24 protein-coding genes are annotated in these 18,172 nt (G+C 65.7%); 6 read left to right on the top strand and 18 right to left on the bottom strand.

Annotated elements, in window-relative coordinates; genetic code table 11:
- The first annotated feature begins 233 nt into the window (after nt 1–233).
- From AU198_RS01075 to AU198_RS01065, 3 genes are read left to right on the top strand one after another with little or no spacing between them, the layout of a single operon-like run.
- Nucleotides 234–1,190, top strand: a complete 957-nt coding sequence (locus AU198_RS01075; protein ID WP_064345615.1) for a class I SAM-dependent methyltransferase — start codon at nt 234–236, stop codon at nt 1,188–1,190.
- Nucleotides 1,187–2,089, top strand: coding sequence for a class I SAM-dependent methyltransferase (locus AU198_RS01070; protein WP_064345614.1), 903 nt, complete (start codon nt 1,187–1,189; stop codon nt 2,087–2,089). Before AU198_RS01075 ends, AU198_RS01070 begins: the two co-directional genes overlap by 4 nt.
- A 9-nt stretch (nt 2,090–2,098) precedes the next feature.
- The gene (locus AU198_RS01065; protein WP_064345613.1) at nt 2,099–2,998 is read left to right on the top strand and encodes a class I SAM-dependent methyltransferase; all 900 of its coding nucleotides are present in this window, start codon (nt 2,099–2,101) and stop codon (nt 2,996–2,998) included.
- Nucleotides 2,999–3,069: 71 nt separating this feature from the next.
- Here the strand turns inward: AU198_RS01065 and sppA are convergent, their stop codons facing one another.
- The 15 genes from sppA to AU198_RS00990 all read right to left on the bottom strand — a co-directional run bounded on the left by sppA (nt 3,070) and on the right by AU198_RS00990 (nt 13,934).
- Complete coding sequence (gene sppA, locus AU198_RS01060; protein WP_064345612.1) at nt 3,070–4,866, bottom strand: signal peptide peptidase SppA; 1,797 nt, start codon at nt 4,864–4,866, stop codon at nt 3,070–3,072.
- Nucleotides 4,867–5,036: 170 nt separating this feature from the next.
- Complete coding sequence (locus tag AU198_RS01055; RefSeq protein ID WP_064345611.1) at nt 5,037–5,378, bottom strand: DUF732 domain-containing protein; 342 nt, start codon at nt 5,376–5,378, stop codon at nt 5,037–5,039.
- 116 nt (nt 5,379–5,494) lie between these two features.
- Nucleotides 5,495–5,938 (bottom strand): 50S ribosomal protein L15, encoded by a 444-nt coding sequence (gene rplO / locus AU198_RS01050; RefSeq protein ID WP_064345610.1) that lies wholly within the window; start codon nt 5,936–5,938, stop codon nt 5,495–5,497.
- Nucleotides 5,935–6,117, bottom strand: coding sequence for a 50S ribosomal protein L30 (rpmD, locus tag AU198_RS01045; protein WP_064345987.1), 183 nt, complete (start codon nt 6,115–6,117; stop codon nt 5,935–5,937). Before rpmD ends, rplO begins: the two co-directional genes overlap by 4 nt.
- A gap of 5 nt (nt 6,118–6,122) precedes the next feature.
- Nucleotides 6,123–6,785 carry a 30S ribosomal protein S5 gene (gene rpsE, locus AU198_RS01040; RefSeq protein WP_064345986.1) on the bottom strand — a complete coding sequence of 221 codons (663 nt, stop codon included), beginning with the start codon at nt 6,783–6,785 and terminating at the stop codon, nt 6,123–6,125.
- Nucleotides 6,786–6,819: 34 nt separating this feature from the next.
- Nucleotides 6,820–7,230: a 50S ribosomal protein L18 gene (gene rplR / locus AU198_RS01035; protein WP_064345609.1), complete on the bottom strand. Its 411-nt coding sequence runs from the start codon at nt 7,228–7,230 to the stop codon at nt 6,820–6,822.
- Entirely contained in the window at nt 7,231–7,770 is a 540-nt protein-coding gene (gene rplF / locus AU198_RS01030; protein WP_064345608.1) for a 50S ribosomal protein L6, read from the bottom strand.
- Between the two features lie 21 nt (nt 7,771–7,791).
- Nucleotides 7,792–8,190: a 30S ribosomal protein S8 gene (gene rpsH, locus AU198_RS01025; RefSeq protein WP_064345607.1), complete on the bottom strand. Its 399-nt coding sequence runs from the start codon at nt 8,188–8,190 to the stop codon at nt 7,792–7,794.
- A 167-nt stretch (nt 8,191–8,357) separates the two neighbouring features.
- On the bottom strand, nt 8,358–8,543 hold the full coding sequence (locus AU198_RS01020; protein WP_059101363.1) for a type Z 30S ribosomal protein S14: 186 nt from the start codon (nt 8,541–8,543) through the stop codon (nt 8,358–8,360).
- Nucleotides 8,544–8,546: 3 nt separating this feature from the next.
- Complete coding sequence (gene rplE, locus AU198_RS01015) at nt 8,547–9,119, bottom strand: 50S ribosomal protein L5 (protein WP_064345606.1); 573 nt, start codon at nt 9,117–9,119, stop codon at nt 8,547–8,549.
- Between the two features lies 1 nt (nt 9,120).
- On the bottom strand, nt 9,121–9,441 hold the full coding sequence (rplX, locus tag AU198_RS01010; protein ID WP_064345605.1) for a 50S ribosomal protein L24: 321 nt from the start codon (nt 9,439–9,441) through the stop codon (nt 9,121–9,123).
- Nucleotides 9,442–9,810, bottom strand: a complete 369-nt coding sequence (gene rplN, locus AU198_RS01005; RefSeq protein WP_064345604.1) for a 50S ribosomal protein L14 — start codon at nt 9,808–9,810, stop codon at nt 9,442–9,444.
- Between the two features lie 308 nt (nt 9,811–10,118).
- On the bottom strand, nt 10,119–10,811 hold the full coding sequence (locus tag AU198_RS01000) for a hypothetical protein (RefSeq protein ID WP_064345603.1): 693 nt from the start codon (nt 10,809–10,811) through the stop codon (nt 10,119–10,121).
- A 46-nt stretch (nt 10,812–10,857) separates the two neighbouring features.
- Nucleotides 10,858–13,209: an arylsulfatase gene (locus AU198_RS00995; protein WP_064345602.1), complete on the bottom strand. Its 2,352-nt coding sequence runs from the start codon at nt 13,207–13,209 to the stop codon at nt 10,858–10,860.
- Nucleotides 13,210–13,250: 41 nt separating this feature from the next.
- Complete coding sequence (locus AU198_RS00990; RefSeq protein ID WP_064345601.1) at nt 13,251–13,934, bottom strand: DUF2306 domain-containing protein; 684 nt, start codon at nt 13,932–13,934, stop codon at nt 13,251–13,253.
- Between the two features lie 55 nt (nt 13,935–13,989).
- Between AU198_RS00990 and AU198_RS00985 the strand changes: the two genes are divergently transcribed.
- From AU198_RS00985 to AU198_RS00975, 3 genes are all read left to right on the top strand, one after another.
- The gene (locus tag AU198_RS00985) at nt 13,990–14,679 is read left to right on the top strand and encodes a TetR/AcrR family transcriptional regulator (RefSeq protein WP_064345600.1); all 690 of its coding nucleotides are present in this window, start codon (nt 13,990–13,992) and stop codon (nt 14,677–14,679) included.
- 89 nt (nt 14,680–14,768) lie between these two features.
- On the top strand, nt 14,769–15,485 hold the full coding sequence (locus AU198_RS00980) for a GAF domain-containing protein (protein ID WP_064345985.1): 717 nt from the start codon (nt 14,769–14,771) through the stop codon (nt 15,483–15,485).
- 207 nt (nt 15,486–15,692) lie between these two features.
- A complete protein-coding gene (locus AU198_RS00975) occupies nt 15,693–17,156 on the top strand; it encodes a sugar transferase (RefSeq protein ID WP_353612073.1) in 1,464 nt (487 codons plus the stop codon).
- A gap of 59 nt (nt 17,157–17,215) precedes the next feature.
- On the opposite strand, the gene rpsQ is transcribed toward AU198_RS00975, so the two are convergent.
- The 3 genes from rpsQ to rplP are packed head-to-tail and all read right to left on the bottom strand — an operon-like array spanning nt 17,216 to nt 18,170.
- Nucleotides 17,216–17,518 (bottom strand): 30S ribosomal protein S17, encoded by a 303-nt coding sequence (rpsQ, locus tag AU198_RS00970; protein ID WP_064345598.1) that lies wholly within the window; start codon nt 17,516–17,518, stop codon nt 17,216–17,218.
- Nucleotides 17,519–17,520: 2 nt separating this feature from the next.
- Entirely contained in the window at nt 17,521–17,754 is a 234-nt protein-coding gene (gene rpmC / locus AU198_RS00965) for a 50S ribosomal protein L29 (RefSeq protein ID WP_064345597.1), read from the bottom strand.
- Nucleotides 17,754–18,170 carry a 50S ribosomal protein L16 gene (gene rplP / locus AU198_RS00960; protein WP_059101353.1) on the bottom strand — a complete coding sequence of 139 codons (417 nt, stop codon included), beginning with the start codon at nt 18,168–18,170 and terminating at the stop codon, nt 17,754–17,756. Before rplP ends, rpmC begins: the two co-directional genes overlap by 1 nt.
- Nucleotides 18,171–18,172: the final 2 nt, after the last annotated feature.

Genomic DNA, 18,172 nt, shown 5'->3' with positions numbered 1-18,172 from the left:
GCGGCGTGCGGATGGGGCTGGATTCGACCAGCGTCTTGGTTAAGTCGTGTGCGGACCCCCGTCAAGCGCGCAGCCTGCAGAGTTACCCGTCAAACAGTCTACGAGAGTAACAGTTGGGGCCCCGTTGGCCCGCATCCCGCTGATCGTCCCGCCTCACAGCGACCTCTCAGGCCGGGAACATACCGTGAAACCGATCTCGTTATATCCACTAATCAATAGCGTCAGGAGTTGAAATGGTACGTACCGGCCCGCGATATGAGGGAGACACCTGGGATCTCGCGTCGAGCGTCGGCGCGACCGCGACGATGGTCGCGGCGGCGCGGGCCATCGCCAGCACGGGTGACGGCGCGCTGATCTCCGATCCGTACGCCGAGCCGTTGGTGCGCGCCGTGGGCGTGGACTTCTTCACTCGACTCGCCAGCGGCGAGCTCACGCTCGAGGAGCTCGACGGCGACACCTCGGACGGGGCCACGGTCGGAATGGCCCGGATGACCGACAACATGGCGGTGCGGACGAAGTTCTTCGACGAGTTCTTCGAAGCCGCGGGTGTCGCGGGCGTCCGGCAGGCGGTGATCCTGGCGTCGGGGCTCGATGCGCGCGCATACCGGTTGGCCTGGCCGGCCGGCACGACGGTCTTCGAGATCGACCAGCCCGACGTCATCGCGTTCAAGAGCCAGGCAATGGCCGATCTCGGCGCCGAACTGACCGCACAGCGCAGGGCGGTGGCAATCGACCTTCGCTTCGACTGGCCGGCGGCGCTGCGGGCCGCCGGTTTCGACCCGGCCCTGCCGACCGCATGGAGCGCCGAGGGCCTGCTCGGCTATCTGCCGCCGGAAGCACAGGACACGCTGCTCGACACCATCACCCAATTGAGCGCTCCCGGTAGCTGGGTGGCCGTCGAGAGCGGCCCCGCCGGCAGCCACCCGGACGATCGCGAGAAGGTCCTGGCCCGAATGCGGGAATCCGCGGAGCGGTGGCGCGAACACGGCTTCGAGCTCGACTTCTCCGAACTCGTCTACATCGGTGACCGCAACGAGGCCGGCTCCTATCTCGAGCAGCGGGGTTGGCGCCTGACCCGCCGTACCGTCGGCGATCTGCTGACCGAAAACGGTCTGCCGCCGCTGCCCGAGGACGACGAGGTCGGCGGGTTCGGTGAGATGCAGTACATCAGCGGCATACTCGAGAAATGAGCCGAACGGATTCAGACAGCTGGGACCCGGCATCGAGCGTGGGAACCACGGCCACAATGGTCGCAGCCGCCCGCGCGATCGCCAGCCGCGAGGATGACCCGCTCTTCGACGATCCGTACGCCGCACCGTTGGTGCGCGCGGTCGGCATCGACTTCTTCACCAGCCTTGTCGACGGCGGCATCGAGGGCGACGACATCGACGGCGCAGGAGCCGACTTCATGGCGAGGATGATCGCGGTGCGCACGCGGTTCTTCGATGACTTCTTCCTCACCTCCACCGGAGGCGGCATTCGGCAGGCGGTGATCCTGGCGTCGGGTTTGGACTCCCGGTCCTACCGGCTGCCGTGGCCCGATGGGACCGTGGTCTACGAGCTCGACCAGCCGCAGGTGATCGAGTTCAAGACCGCGACGATGTCCTCGCTGGGGGCGGCCCCTTCGGCCCAGCTGCGCACCATCGGTGTCGATCTGCGCGAGGACTGGCCGAAAGCGCTGCGCGACAACGGTTTCGATCCGACGCAACCGACGGCGTGGAGTGCGGAAGGACTGCTCGTCTACTTGCCGCCCGAAGCGCAGGACAAGCTGTTCGACGACATCGGCACGCAGAGCGCACCGGGCAGCAGACTCGCCACCGAGTACCATCCCGACGCCGCGGCGACAATCGGTGAACGCAGTAAGGCGATCAGCAAGCAGTGGGGTGAGAACGGCGTCCACCTCGACATCTCGCACCTGTTCTACGAGGGCGAGCGCCGCCATGTCGTGGAGTATCTGACCGAACACGGGTGGGCGGTGTCCGCCAAGAGCCGTCCCGAGGTGTTCGCCGAATACGGCCGGGTATTTCCCGACACGGAAGTGCTTGCCCCGATGCGTGATTCGCTCGCGCTCATCGCAACCCGCAACTGAGGAGCACGGATGGCCCGCACCGACAACGACACCTGGGATCTTGCATCGAGCGTCGGCTCGACCGCGACGATGGTCGCCGCGCAGCGCGTCCTGAGCCACCGCGAGGGCCTGATCGTCGACCCGTACGCCGAACCCCTGGTGCGCGCGGTCGGCCTCGACTTCTTCATCCGGGCGCTGGACGGCGAGATATCACTGGACGCCATCGACCCTCGTTTCAACACCCGCCGCGCCGCCGAGGGAATGGCTGTGCGCACGCGCCATTTCGACCGGCTGTTCACCGACGCCGCGGCGGCGGGTGTCCGCCAGGCGGTGATCCTGGCCGCCGGGCTCGACGTCCGCGCCTACCGTCTGGGGTGGCCGACGGGCACCACCGTCTTCGAACTCGACCAGCCGGAGGTGATCGCCTTCAAGAGCGACACCCTGGCGGCTTTGGGGGCCGAACCGACCGCGGAGCGGCGCGTGGTGGCCATCGATCTGCGCGACGACTGGCCGAAGGCGCTGCGCAACAACGGTTTCGATCCAGGGCAGCCGACCGCGTGGATCGCCGAGGGGCTGCTGATCTACCTACCGCCCGCGGCTCAGGACCTGCTGTTCGACCGGATCGATGACCTGAGTGCGCCCGGTAGCCGGGTGGCCACCGAGCACATCCCCGACGTCAGCATGTTCTCCGACGAGCGGTCCCGGGAGATCGCCGAGAAGCTTCAGGCGTACGGACAGAGCATCGAGATGGGCGAGCTCATCTACCACGGTGAGCGCAACGACGTGGTCGGCTATCTGACCGACCGCGGATGGGACGTCACGACGCAGAAGATGCCGGATGCGTACGCCGCCAACGGTTTCACGTTCGACGAGAACAGCACGATCGGCTTGTTCAGCGATATGAGCTACCTGTCGGCGATCAAGCGCTGACCCAAAGCTGCGCGAGCGTGCGTGTCTGCGCACGACGCGCCGCGAAAATCCCTACAAATGTGCACGTTCGCTCAGAACCGGTAATCGCCGAACAACAGCGCGCTGACGCCACTGAGCGACCGCTCCGTCTGGTCGGCCAACTGCACCATCGACCGTCCCAGCAACCCGACGACAGCGTCCGGTAGCGATGCCGCCGGCTGCGAGGACGCCTTGGGCCGCAGCCGGTCCAGCAGCGACGAACCGGGATACGAGACGATGCGCACGTCGGCGTCGGCGTCCATCCCCGCCAGCACCTTGGCCCTCGTGATCGCGGCGCGTAGGCCGCCGAGGTGATCGACCAACCCGCGCTCGTGCGCGTCCGCGCCGGTCCACACCCGGCCGCGCGCAACGGCGTCGACGGCCTCGACGCTCATCCTGCGGCCCACGGCGACCCGCTCGATGAAATCGGTGTAGAGCAGGTCTGTTTCGGCCTCCACCTGTGCGCGCTGCTCGTCGGTGAACGGCTCGTTGAGCGACCACGCGTCGGCGTTACGGTTGGTACGTACAGATCCGGAGCCGACACCCAGACGCCCCTTGAGTTCACGGGCCACCAGCTTGCCCGCCAATACGCCGATCGACCCGGTGATGGTGGCCGGATTGGCGACGATCTCATCGGCGGCCATCGCAGCGTAGTAGCCTCCCGATGCCGCGACCGCACCCATCGACGCGACCACCGGTTTGCCCTTGTCCCGGCTGCGATGCACTTCGCGCCATATGGTTTCCGATCCGGTCACCGAACCGCCGGGGCTGTCGACCCGCAGCACGATCGCCGAAACGTCGTCGTCGGCGGCGGCTTCGCGAAGCGCCGCGGCGATCGTGTCGCCGCCCGCACTCGAACTGCCCAGCGGCAACGGCTGCGTGCCGCCGCGACCACTCACGATCGGCCCGTGCAAGGTCACCACGGCGATCTTCGCCTTCTTGCGTCCCGGGATGGACGGCATCGACAGAGGCGGGCGTTCCACGGTCGCACGCGCATAACGCGACAGGAACAGCCGCGGCGGCGCATCGTCGGCGTCCGGGTCCGCCCCCGGCTCGAAGCCCGGTGTGCCGACAAGTTCAGCCATGCGCGCATAGGCCTCATCGCGGAAGCCGACGTAGTCGATCAGACTTGCGGCGAGGGCATTGTCGCGCAGCAACGGCGCCTTGTCGGCGAGGGCATCGATCTCCGCAGGATCGAGGTGACGCGACTGCGCGACCGCCTCGAGCACCTGGGCGTGCAGGCTCCGGATCAACCGCTCGTCGGCCTCTCGATGAGCCTCGGTATAGCCGTCCTCGGTGAAACGATTTGCCGCAGACTTGTATTCACCGCGCGCGACGACCTGCGCCTCGACCCCGATCTTGTCAAGGGCGCCGCGCAAAAACAGCGCGTTCGTCGCGAACCCCACCAAACCCACCGTGCCCGCGGGCTGCATCCAAACCTCGCGGAACGCCGACGCCAGGTAGTACGACAGCGTGCCGGGATAGGTCTCGGCCCATGCCAGTGAAGGCTTGACGTCGCTGAACGCCGCGATGGCCGAACGCAGTTCCTGCACCGGGCCCGGCGACGCGGCAGGCAGCTGCACCCGGGCGACCAGCCCGGCGACCCGGTCGTCCTCGGCCGCCCGGTGAATCGCCGCGACGGCCTCGCCCAGTAACAGCGGGCGGCCCGTCCCGGAGATCAACGCGAACGGGTCGAACCCACCGGTCTCATTCGGCACCGACGTCAGGTCGAGTTCGAGCACGCATCCGTTCGGGACACCGTTGTGGCGGACGGTGTCGATGCGCCGTGCCAGCGCGCGCACGTCGTCGAGACCGGGAAGTCCGGACATGCCGGGCAGGAAAGCGGACATGGTTCGAGCGTACCGACGCCCGTGGCACCCGTGAGTTCGCGGCCTTCGGCGTCGAACGGCCGGTCTCGTCGCATCGAGGGGCGGTGCGCCACGAAGTCACCGAACCGCGAAGGGCACAGATGATTTCACTGATGAGCCGGTGCCGCTGCGTCGACTCGAATGAAACCCGGTCAGCGGCCCACGAAGCGGCCGTGCTGTGGACAGTAGACGGTGACGGCCGCACGCATCAGCCCCGCGGCCTGCCCTCGATCCATACCGCTGCCGGCAAGGCGGTTGACCACACCGCGTACGACGGGAACCGGGTTGGCGCTGCCGTCGAGCCCCGCGGTGAGCATGTCGCAGATACCCCGGCCCAACGCCGGCAGGTCGGTTTCGCCGAGCGGGATCTGCAGCGCGGCGACCCGATCGGCGAATTTCGCGTCGTCATCCTGGGCATGGGCCGTCGCCGTGGCGCCGAACAACGCGATGCCGGCGGCCCCAGCGACGGCGATGAGCCGACCGAGGTAGGTCATATCTGCTCCTGGTGTGTCACGCCTACGCACCATATCGGCGGGCAGCGGGTGGCGTTACCACCGCCCAACACAGAAGCCCCCACCTTCACGGCAGGGGCTCCCGGTCGATTGGGTGTTTACAGCTCGGTCGCCGAGCCGCCCGCGGAGGCGATCTTCTCGCGGGCACTGCCGCTGAACTTGTGCGCGGTGACGTTCACCTTCACGGTGAGCTTGCCGTCGCCGAGCACCTTGACCAGCGTGTTCTTGCGCACCGCACCCGCAGCCACCAGTTCGTCCACACCGACGTCGCCGCCCTCGGGGAACAGCTTGTTGATGTCGCCGACGTTGACGACCTCGTACTCGGTGCGGAACCGGTTGCGGAAGCCCTTGAGCTTCGGCAGCCGCATGTGGATCGGCATCTGACCGCCCTCGAACGTCGCAGGGACGTTCTTACGGGCCTTCGTGCCCTTGGTGCCGCGACCCGCGGTCTTACCCTTCGAACCCTCGCCGCGACCGACACGGGTCTTGGCCGTCTTCGAACCCGGCGCCGGTTTCAGGTCATGCAGTTTGATAACGCTCATCTGACTTCCTCCACCTCTACGAGGTGATGCACGGTCTTGATCAACCCGCGCGTTTGCGCGTTGTCCTCACGGACGACCGACTGGCGAATCTTGCGCAGCCCCAACGACCGCAGGCTCTCCCGCTGCTTCCAGCGCGCACCGATGGTGCTGCGCACCTGGGTGATCTTCAGCTCTGCCATGGTGTTCACGCCGACCCTTCACGCGCAGCCGACGCGGCAAGCGCCTCGGCCTCCCGGCGCGCCCGCAGCATGCCCGCAGGCGCCACGTCCTCGATGGGCAGCCCGCGTCGGGCCGCGACCTCTTCGGGACGCTGCAGCAGCTTGAGCGCGGCAACAGTGGCATGCACCACGTTGATCGCGTTGTCGCTGCCCAGCGACTTGGCCAGGATGTCGTGCACGCCGGCGCATTCCAGCACCGCGCGAGCCGCACCGCCGGCGATCACACCGGTACCGGGGCTGGCCGGACGCAGCATCACCACACCGGCGGCGGCTTCACCCTGCACCGGGTGGGTGATGGTGCCGCCGATCAGCGGAACCCGGAAGAAGTTCTTGCGTGCCTCTTCGACGCCCTTGGCGATGGCGGCGGGAACTTCCTTGGCCTTGCCGTATCCGACGCCGACCATGCCCTTGCCGTCACCGACGATCACCAGCGCGGTGAAGCTGAACCGGCGGCCGCCCTTGACCACCTTGGAGACACGGTTGATCGAGACGACGCGCTCGAGGTAGTTGCTCTTGTCGCCGCCGTCACGCCCACGACCGCCACGGTCGTCGCGGCGGCCACGTCCGTCGCGGTCGCCCCGCGACCCGCGGCCGTCCTGGGGGCCGCCGGCTGTTGCCTGTTCGGCCATCATGCAGTCCTTCCCATTGTGTTGAGGTCAGTCATCAGAATTCCAGCCCGCCTTCGCGCGCCGCATCGGCCAGCGCCGCGATCCGTCCGCCGTAGGTGTACCCACCGCGGTCGAACACGACCTTGTCGATCCCTGCGGCCTTCGCGCGCTCGGCGATCAGCTGACCGACCCGCACGCTGTGGGCTTTCTTGTCACCGTCGACCGCCCGCACGTCGGCCTCGATGGACGATGCCGCCGCGAGCGTCGTCCCTTCCAGATCGTTCACCAGCTGCACGTGGATGTGCCGCGAGGAACGGTTGACCACCAACCGCGGCACCTCAGCCGTGCCGGAGATCTTCTTACGCAACCGAGCGTGCCGACGCAGTCGCGCCACCCGCCGGGTCTGCGAGATGTTCTGGCCCACGGGCTTGCGCGTCGGCGCAGCCGAATTTGTTGTCGAAGCCATTTACTTACCTGTCTTTCCGACCTTGCGGCGGATCTGCTCGCCCTCGTAGCGGATGCCCTTGCCCTTGTAGGGATCGCTCTTGCGCAGGCGGCGGATGTTCGCCGCGACCTGGCCGACCTTCTGCTTGTCGATGCCGGAGATCGAGAACTTCGTCGGTGTCTCCACCGCGAACGTCACCCCATCGGGGGCGGTGATCGTCACCGGGTGGCTGTAGCCCAACGCGAACTCGAGGTTGGAACCCTTCAGCTGCACGCGGTAACCGACACCGAAGATCTCCATCTTGGTGGTGTAACCCTCGGTGACGCCGGTGATCAGGTTCGCCACCAGCGTGCGTGACAGACCGTGCAGCGAACGGCTGCGCCGATCGTCGTCGGGGCGCGTCACCACGATGGCGCCGTCGTCGTCACGGACGATTCGGATCGGGTCGGCCACGGCCAGTTCCAGAGTGCCCTTGGGCCCCTTGACGGACACGTTCTGCCCGTCGATCGACACATCGACCCCGCTGGGGACCGGCACCGGCTGCTTTCCAATACGCGACATTTGAGCTCTACTCCTTCTCGGCTACCACACGTACGCGAGGACTTCGCCGCCCACGCCCTCTTGGGCTGCCTGGCGGTCGGTCCGCAGGCCCGACGACGTGGAGATGATCGCCACGCCGAGGCCGCCGAGAACCCGCGGCAGGTTGGTGGATTTCGCGTACACCCGCAGACCGGGCTTGGACACGCGGCGCAGACCGGCGATGCTTCGCTCCCGGCTTGGGCCGTACTTCAGTTGCACGACGAGCGACTTGCCGACCCGCGCATCCTCGGTGCGGTAGTCGGCGATGTAGCCCTCTTTCTTCAAGATCTCGGCGATGTTGGCCTTGAGCTTGGAGTGGGGCAGTGTCACCTCGTCGTGGTACGCCGAATTGGCGTTGCGCAGACGTGTCAAGAAGTCTGCGATCGGGTCCGTCATAGTCATCGAGCGCTGCTCCTCTTCGTCGCTGCGTCCCCCTCGCAGCTGCGCGGCTGGGGGTACCCCCACCGCATCGTCGTCATCGCGGTCATGACAGCGGGTTCACCTTTCTCGCGGTGGTTCCCGGTATTCGGGCCTGCCGCAACCTGTTTGGTTGGACTGGTCGGGCTGGATTACCAGCTGCTCTTCTGCACACCGGGCAGTTCGCCGGCGTGTGCCATCTCGCGCAGGCAGATCCGGCACAGACCGAACTTGCGGAAGACGGCGTGCGGCCGCCCGCAGCGTTGGCAGCGGGTGTAGGCGCGCACCTTGAACTTCGGCTTCTTGTTGGCCTTGTTGACCAGTGCCTTCTTTGCCATTACTCAGTTCTCCTTGAACGGAAAGCCCAGCGCCCGCAGCAGCGCTCGTCCTTCGTCGTCGTTCGTCGCCGAGGTGACGACGGTGATGTCCATGCCACGCGGGCGGTCGATGGAGTCCACATCGATCTCGTGGAACACCGACTGCTCGGTGAGCCCGAAGGTGTAGTTGCCGGTGCCGTCGAACTGCTTGGGCGACAGGCCGCGGAAGTCGCGGATACGCGGCAGCGCGATCGAGATCAATCGGTCGAGGAACTCCCACATCCGGTCGCCGCGCAGCGTGACGCGAGCGCCGATCGGCATGCCCTCGCGAAGCTTGAACTGCGCGATGGACTTACGCGCCCGGCGGATCTCCGGCTTCTGGCCGGTGATCAGTGCGAGATCGTTGACCGCGCCGTTGATCAGCTTCGCGTCACGAGCGGCGTCGCCGACGCCCATGTTGACGACGACCTTGACCACGCCCGGGATCTGCATGACGTTTGCATAGCCGAACTCCTTGGACAGCGCGTCGCGGATCTCTTCGCGGTAACGCTGCTTGAGGCGCGGCAGGGTCTTTGCGGTGTTTTCGACGGTGGTCATGTCAGTTGATGTCCTTGCCGTTGGTCTTGGCGATGCGGACCTTCTTGCCGGTCTCCTCGTCAACCCGGTAGGTGATGCGGGTGGGCTTGCCGTCGGAGTCGACGACCATCACGTTGGAGACGTCGATCGGCGCCTCCTGGGTGACGATGCCGCCGGACTGTGCGCCGCGCTCGTTGCTCGACACCGCCGTGTGCTTCTTGATCCTGTTGACGCCCTCGACGAGCACCTTGTTGCGGGCCGGGTAGGCGACCAGCACCTTGCCCTTGGCGCCCTTGTCCTTGCCGGAGATGACCAGCACGGTGTCGCCCTTGTGGACCTTCATCTACAACACCTCCGGAGCAAGCGAGACGATCTTCATGAAGCGCTTCTCGCGCAGTTCACGGCCGACGGGGCCGAAGATGCGGGTACCACGCGGGTCGTTGTCGGGCTTGATGATGACGGCAGCGTTCTCGTCGAACTTGATGTAGCTGCCGTCGGCGCGACGGCGCTCCTTGACGGTCCGCACGATGACGGCCTTCACGATCTCGCCACGCTTGACGTTGCCGCCGGGAATGGCTTCCTTGACGGTCGCCACGATGACATCGCCGATGCCGGCATAGCGCCGCGACGAGCCGCCGAGCACGCGGATGCACAGGATCTCCCTGGCGCCCGTGTTGTCGGCGACCTTGAGCCGCGATTCCTGCTGAATCACTCGATCTCCTCGACCTGGTTTTTGTATGCACGCCAGATACCGACCTGGACGTGCGCGGTCTTGCTGTCACCGAAGGGCACGCGGGGTTTTCTCGAAGAGAACCGAGGTCTGCCCAAGGCAACCGCCTGATTCTATGGGAGGACCTGCAGGAAGCCAAATCGTCGCTGATCACGCACCCCCCGTGCACCCCCCTGCACTGCGAGCGGGCGTGTCTGTCGACGACACGCCGCGGATTCTCGACACTTCATGCACGCTCGCCGGGCTCCGAGCGTCCGCAAAACCCAGGAACCTCGCCCGCAGGTGAGCGATCAGGGAATGACGATGCCGAACTCGCCCAGCAGCGGCGAGGCCAGCGGGTCGAAGCCGACCGTCTGAGCAGGAGCTTGGACATGGACCGCCACCAGGTAGTCGCCGGTGCTCGTGGCGATATGGGCGATCCTGTCACCGAACTCCACCGCCGGCCCCGGAGAGTCCGCCCACGACCCGAGCAGCCTCTGACCGCTGTAGCCGCACAATTCGGCCGGAAGCACGCTCAGCGTGCTGATGTCGGACGCCGCCACGGCGTCGTCGGCATAGCGTTCGAACGCTTCGGCCGGCGGCAGCGTCGTCTTGGCAATGGTGACCGTCGCCCACATCCCGTCCGGTCCGGTCAGCCGCAGCCCGACATCCCCCTGCCCTGCCGTCGTTGACCAGCCCGCCGGTAGCGCCATTGTGATCGTGGGCGCCCCCGGATCGGGCACCGCGGCCGAGACCTGCTCGCGAGGCGGACCCGGTAGGTTGCAACCGCCGCCGGTCGCCGACGGTGGCGGGGTCGGCACGATGCCGGGCTGGGCGGAATCGACATTCGGGTCCATCGGCACGGTCGACGACGGCGTCGAGGTGGCGGTGACCGTCGTGTCGGTGACGACGGCCTCTTCTGCGATGGGTACGCCTTCACTGTTGTCGACACACGCGGTCAGCAGGCACGTCAGCGCGATCGCCTGTCCCACGGCGTACTTCATGAATCCCGTCCCGCCTCGACCCCTCGGCGCTTGTCGTCCCTTGTACTCAGTCTTTCGCGAAGGCTCGCGCGAACTCGCTTTCCAGGTCCAGATACGGCTTGCCCGAGACGTCGATGTTCACCGCAACGATGGTGCCACCGGTGAACACGAACGGCGGCTTGTACGAACGGGAAACCGGCGAGCCGGCGTTCCTGCCGATGCTCAGACTCGCACCGGCGAGCCCGAACGTGCCTGGGTGGACGAGCATTCCGCTGAATGTCGCGACCTGCTGGTCGTCGATGTACAAAGCGGCGTCTCCGATAGGGGTATGGCTGCCTTCGGCAGTCCCGGTCCGCACATACGCGATCCCGAACGAGTGCCGCCCCGACGGGACCGCGTCCGGTGACGACATTCGCTGTTCCTCTTCGCCGAGGAAGTTGTATACGTAGTGCAGTCGCCCGTCCTGGACGAACATCGCGTGGCCGCCGTGCGCGCCACCGTGCTTGAAGATCACGCCTTCAGCCCCTGACGTATCGATCACCATCTCGGCCATGGCGGCGAAGGACCGGCCTTGTATCTCGACCGCAGCTCCCATGCCGACGTCGGCTGTGCCCGGGTAGTAGCGGTACGACTCGCGCCGGCCCGCCAGGGTCGGCCGCCACCGGGAGATCGTGTCGAAGATGTTCAGGTCGCCGAGCGGCAACCCGTTGTACTTGTCGGCCTCGGCGAACCACAGCTTTTTGAGTTCTTCGAGTTTGTCGGGGTTTTCGGCAGTCAGATCGTGGCACTGACTGCGGTCGGCTTCGATGTGGAACAACTCCCAGCGGTCGCTGTCGAAATGCGACCAACCAGCCGGGGATGCGGCGTGCACCGTGTTGGCGAACCAGCCGTCGTGCCAGATCCCCCGGGTTCCGAGCATCGTGTAGAACTGCGAGTGCTTGTCGGTTGTCGCCGACGAATCCCTCAGCACCGCTTCGAAACTCACCCCGTCCAGCGGCTTCTGCGGCACTCCCCTGACCGTCTCGGGCGGGGTGATTCCGAGGAGCTGATAGATCGTCGGTGTGACGTCGCAGACGTTGATGTAGCCGTCTCGCACCTCCCCGTGTGCGGCTATCCCCTTGGGCCAGGAGATGATTGCGGGGTCCGCGATCCCGCCTTCGTGCGACGCATACCGCTTGAAGAGTTTGTACGGCGCGTTGAACGCCATCGCCCAGCCCGTCGGATAGTGGTTGTAAGTCTCCGGGCCACCGAGGTTGTCGAGAAGACGCAGTCCGTCCTCGACGGTGTCGATGTATCCGTTGAAGAACTTGACCTCGTTCACCGAACCGTTCGGGCCGCCTTCGCCGCTCGCGCCGTTGTCGGAGATGACGACGATGATCGTGTTGTCGAGCTGACCCGACTCCTCCAGATAGTCGAGGATGCGACCGATCTGTGCGTCGGTGTAGGACAGAAATCCGGCGAACACTTCGGCCATGCGCGAGAACAGGCGCTTCTCGTCGTCCCCGAGCTCATCCCACGGCCGCACCGTGTCCTGCGTCGGCCACGGTTCACCGTTGGGGCCCTTGACGTCTGCATACGGATTCATCGGCGACAGTTCGGTGTCGGGGGGGACGATGCCGAGCTTCTTCTGGTTCTCCAGGACGATCTCGCGGTAGCGCTCGTAGCCCATGTCGAACTTGCCGGCGTAGCGGTCGGCCCATTCGGCGAAGATGTGATGTGGGGCGTGTCCGGCTCCTGGGCAAACGTAGGAGAACCACGGCTTGTCTGGCGCGATGACCTTCGCATCGCGGATGAACTCGATGGTCTTGTCCGCCAGATCCTTTGACAGGTGATAGCCCTCTTCGGGCGCCGCGGGCGGCGCGACGGGGTGGTTGTCGTAGATCAACTCCGGATACCACTGGTCGGTTTCGCCACCCATGAATCCGTAGAACCGCTCGAAACCGCGCGACAAAGGCCAATGCCGTTTGGTGGAGGCCAGATTGGATTCCTCGAGCGGCGTCAGATGCCATTTGCCGACGCAGTAGGTGTTGTATCCGTGTTCGGCCAGCACCTCGGACAACAGCGCGGTGTCGAACGGGATCCGCCCGTTGCAGCCCGGAAAGCCCTCGGTGAACTCCTCGATGGTCGCCATGCCGACCGTCGTCGGATTGCGGCCGGTCAACAGCGAGGCCCTGGTCGGCGAGCAGAGCGCGGTGGTGTGGAACTGCGACAGCCGAACACCGCGTTCGGCGATACGGCTCATCGTGGGCATCTCGACGAGGCCGCCGAAGCAGTCCCATGTGGCGATACCGATGTCGTCCCAGACGAGGTAGAGCACATTGGGGGCGCCTTCGGGGGCGGTCGGTGCGGCGTACGGGCCCCAGTCCGGTTCGGAGTCTCGGATGTCGAGTTCGATCTTGCCGTTGAATTCGGTTGCCATGCCCCGCCTGTCCGGTGTCGCGTCGCAGTTTGGCCCGGAGATTACACCCGGGGTATCTCGGTTGGCTGACGATTCGACGACGACGTCGTCACCGGTCGCCTGGTCAGCCGCCACTGAACGATTGCGAGAGGAACCGTCCACCCCAGCCATCCACCCACTCCCGCGGCGAACCACTGGAGGTGTTCGTCGCTACCGCGAAAAACGCTGTCCTGTAAGGGGTGAAGGGACAGATAGATGACCGGCGTCCAGATCCGGTTGGTGATGACCGACAGCGCCAGCACCGCGCTGCGCACCATGTCGCGCCGGTGATCCGAGATGCGCCGCCTCCGGGCCGCGGCGTAGCCCCTCGCGGTGAACCACAGCCACACTGCACCCAACGTCACGTTGCTGACCGCGAGGAGCGGCCCGAAGGGAGTGAGCGCCCCGATCACTATCGCCGATGCGGCGGCCGGAAGCGCAGAGACGACGTAGACGCGACCGCAGCGGCGGTGCAACGCGGGGTGGCGGATACGAAGCCGGGGCCAAATCTGTACCACTGCCGTGACCATGGCGACGCTCGCGAACATCACATGGGACACCAACAACGGGTAGTGCAACGGAAATGTCGCGGGCACCCGTGTGCCACCGGCGAGATACGGCGGCACCGAGACGCCCAGGAAAATCGCAACGACGACCGCGAGTGCGAGCGCAGGCCGCGGAGAAGACCGGCGTGATGCGTATGTCATACGCATACAGCGTACGGCATACGCATTCGATGTCCAGTGGCTAGGCTGAGGACCGATGAGCGAATCCCTCCAGCGCGCCCTGGAGCTCCTGTGGCACGAGCCGAGCGAGCCGGCACGGTCGAGTGGGCTGAACCGGGAGCGCATCGTGCGGGCAGCCGTCGAACTGGCCGACGCCGAAGGGCTGGCCGCACTGTCCATGGCCCGGCTGGCCGAGCGTCTGGGCTGCGGCACGATGTCGCTGTACCGGCATGTCGCCAACAAAGATGAGCTCGTGGTATTCATGTCGGCCGCCGCCGTCGGCCGCCCACCAACCGGTGAAACGACCAATTGGGCTGATGCACTTACCGGTTGGGCGGACGGGCTGTGGGAGGTCTACCACCGCCATCCATGGGTGTTGCAAGCCGTGTCCGCCGGGCCGCCGGCCGATCCGGGCCAGGTGGCTTGGCTGGACGCGGGGCTGGCCGCGCTGGCCGGCACCGGGCTCGCCGAGCGCGAAAAACTCGCGGCGGTCATGGCGGTTCTGCACTTCGTTCGCGGCGCAGCGGCAGTGGACATCGAGGCGCATCGTTTCGGTTGGTCGGATTATCCGGCGCTTCTCCGCGGGCTGCTCGACCCGGAAAGGTTCCCCGCGCTCGCCGCGGCGTTACGAGAGGGTGTCTTCGACCGCACCGACAACGACCCGTACTCCGACTTCCGTTCCGGGTTGAGTCAACTGCTCGACGGCATCGCCACGCGGATCGGTTGACGCACCGGTCGGCGATCAAGGACGCGTCGCGCCTCGGTGAATATGAGACCCAGACGTGCGGATCAGCCGTTTCGTATACCGTTCGCCTCGTGACTCGTTCGTTTCGGCGTTTCGATGAGTGGCTCAACCGCCAGCTCGAAGAGTGCGCGCGCAATGCCGGCACGGACGTGGACACCTACGTCGCGCGTGCTGTCGCAGCACAGATGGTCGCCGACCAGATGCGCACCAAGGTCTCCGCGAAAGAACTGCTCTCCCACCTGTCCGAATCAGGGGTGCTCGTCAGCGATTTCATGCCGGATGTGTCGACTATTGTCACCGACCCCGATCGACTGAACTCACTGCGTTCCACCGGCTTGCTCGACTCGCCCCCGGAACCGGCCTACGACCGGATCACTCGAGCGGCCGCAGAGGCGCTGGGGACCCCGTTCGCGGCGGTGAGCCTGGTCGATGCCGACCGTACGTTCTACAAGAGCACCGCCGGGATGGGGAAGCTCTCCGTCGAGGAACGATCGATGCCGTTCGACCAATCCATCTGTCAGTACACCGTGGCCGATGGAGCCGCGCTGGTCATCGAGGATGCGCGAACCGACCCCGTGTTCATGAACCACCCGGTGGTGGGTGGCGGCGCGATGGCCGCGTACCTCGGCATCCCCTTGATCGATCAGGACGGCCACGCCATCGGCACGCTGTGCGTGTCGGACAGCAAGCCGAGACAGTGGAGTACCGGTCACGTCCAGATTCTGAGCGATTTGGCGCAACTGACCGTGGAGCGGATTTTCGCCACCCCTCCCACTTCAAACGCTTGACAGTAGACCTTCAGCAAACCCGAGTTTCACACGCTCGCAAGCGCGCATTGTCAACAGGTGCCCTAAGTGCGCTTTTTGACATTGAGGTCGGTAGAGTGCATCTAACATAGTTGCCAGTTTTGTCCCAGAGAGTGATAAATGCAGCTTACGGCGGATACCTCGGAGCACGAGCCTAGTAGCCGTCCGACGGTGCCGCGGTTGCAGGTCGTGCCGGCTCCGTCCCCGAATCCGGCGCCGCGCTGGGTCGAAGTTCTCCGCGTCGATCCGTGGTATTCGGCGATCACCGTGGCGATCGACGCCGTCCTGGCCGCGGCCGCGGTGGCACTGGCCCAGTGGTGGATTCCCGGCGAGATGGAGCACGAACGCAACATCGCCCTGTTCTCGTGGCTGTTCGTCCCGATGCTGCTGTTGGTGATGGCCACCCGGTCGATGTATCGACAGAAGCTGAATGAGGGGTTCCTGGACCAGTTCGAGCCCGTGGCAACGTCGATCGCGGTGGCCGCCCTGGCGACGTTGACCCTGATGGTGATCCTGGTGCCTCGTCTCCCGGTCGGAGAGGTCCTCACACCCTACGTTCGCCCGAGCGAGCTCGTCCTGAAGATCTGGGTGTTCGCCGCCATTCTCATTCCCGTGGTCCGCCTGGCCCGGTCGTTGGTGAACCGCTGGCTGCGTAGGAGATTCGAAGTCGGCAGGCCGGCATTGGTCGTAGGCGCCGGCCCGGTCGCCAATCAGCTCATTTCCCGCATGCGTCAGATCCGGGACTACGGCATGTGTCCGGTCGGCATATTGGACGACATGCGGCCCAACGATGCGGAGATGTTCGACATCCCGTACCTGGGCCGTACAAGCGATCTCGAGAGCGCCGCGCGCGCCACGCGGGCCGAGGAGCTCATCATCGCTCCCTCGCCGTTACCCGACGAACAGCTCGCGCGCACCGCGCAATTGGCTCAGGAACTCGGGCTGCGTGTGCGCGTGGTGCCGCGCTTGATGGACTCGGTCGGTAGCGGCACCCGGATCGAGCACATGGGCGGCGTACCGCTCATGGTGCTGACCCGCGTCAATCCGAAAGGCTGGCAATTCGCCGTCAAGCATGGCGGTGACCGCGTCGCTGCGCTGGTCGGACTTGTGCTCATCTCGCCGTTGCTGGTCGTGCTCGCGATGGCGGTGAAGTTCAGCTCGCCGGGCCCGATCTTCTTCACTCAAGAGCGAATCGGACGCGACGGAAAGGTCTTCGGGTGCTTGAAGTTCCGCACCATGCGCCTCCCCGACAGAGCCGGTGCGAGCTTTGAACCCGAGAAGGGCAGCGCGCCGGGCGGGGTCGAGGGCGAGGATCGCCGTACCCGGATCGGCCGCATCATGCGCAAGGCATCGCTGGACGAACTGCCTCAACTGATCAACGTGCTGCGCGGTGAGATGAGCCTGGTGGGTCCGCGCCCCGAGCGTCCCGAGTTCGTGGAACTGTTCGAAATGCACGTCCGCCGCTACGGCCAGCGCCACCGGGTGAAGGCAGGTATGACGGGCTGGGCCCAGGTGCACGGATTCCGGGGGCAGACGTCGATCGCCGACCGTGCCGAATGGGACAACTACTACATCGACAACTGGTCCCTGCTCTTGGATATCAAAATCTTGATCCTCACTGTGCTGGCGGTCCTGCGGCCGGCAGAAGACTGAGCGCGAAAAGCAAGAACCCCCGACACATTCGTGTTCGGGGGTTTTCCTTGCGGTGCGGCCTATTTGGCCTTCTCGAGAATCTCAACGAGCCGCCAGCGCTTGGTCGCCGACAGCGGACGCGTCTCCATCAGCGACACCCGGTCGCCAATGCCTGCGATGTCGTCCTCGTCGTGTGCCTTGACCTTCTTGGTGGTGCGGATGATCTTGCCGTAGAGCGGGTGGCTCTTACGATCTTCCAACTCGACCACGATGGTCTTCTGCATCTTGTCCGAAACCACGTACCCGATGGCCGTCTTGCGACGGCCACGCTCCTCGTCCTTGCGCGGGGTGTACTTGGGCCCTTTTGCAGTGTTCTCAGCCATTTTCACGAATCCTCACCCACGGGTCCGGAGGCCAGACCCAACTCACGTTCGCGCAGCACGGTGTACACGCGCGCGATTTCCTGACGCACCGTGCGAAGCCGGCGGTTGTTCGACAACTGGCCGGTCGCCATCTGGAAGCGCAGGTTGAACAACTCTTCCTTGGACTCGCGCAGCCGTTCCTTCAGTTCGTCGTCGGTCAGCTCGCGCAGTTCGCCCGGCGTCACTCCCACTGCCATCAGAAGTGCTCCTCTCGGGTAACGATGCGTGCCTTGATCGGCAGCTTGTGGATCGCACGGGTCAGCGCGGCCCGGGCGGTCGCCTCATCGGGGTAGCTCAACTCGAACAGCACGCGGCCAGGTTTGACGTTGGCCACCCACCACTCGGGTGAACCCTTACCCGAACCCATGCGGGTTTCGGCCGGCTTCTTGGTCAGCGGGCGGTCCGGGAAGATGTTGATCCACACCTTGCCGCCACGCTTGATGTGCCGGTTGATCGCGATACGAGCGGACTCGATCTGCCGGTTGGTGATGTAGGCGTGCTCGAGCGCCTGGATGCCGTAGTCACCGAAGCTGACCGTCGTACCGCCGCTGGCGATGCCACGCTGCCTCGGGTGGTGTTGCTTACGGTGCTTGACCTTGCGAGGAATCAACATGA

It is taken from the genome of Mycobacterium sp. GA-1199, from assembly GCF_001500045.1.
Classification (GTDB): Bacteria; Actinomycetota; Actinomycetes; order Mycobacteriales; family Mycobacteriaceae; genus Mycobacterium.
This window is presented reverse-complemented; position numbering and strand designations above follow the sequence as displayed.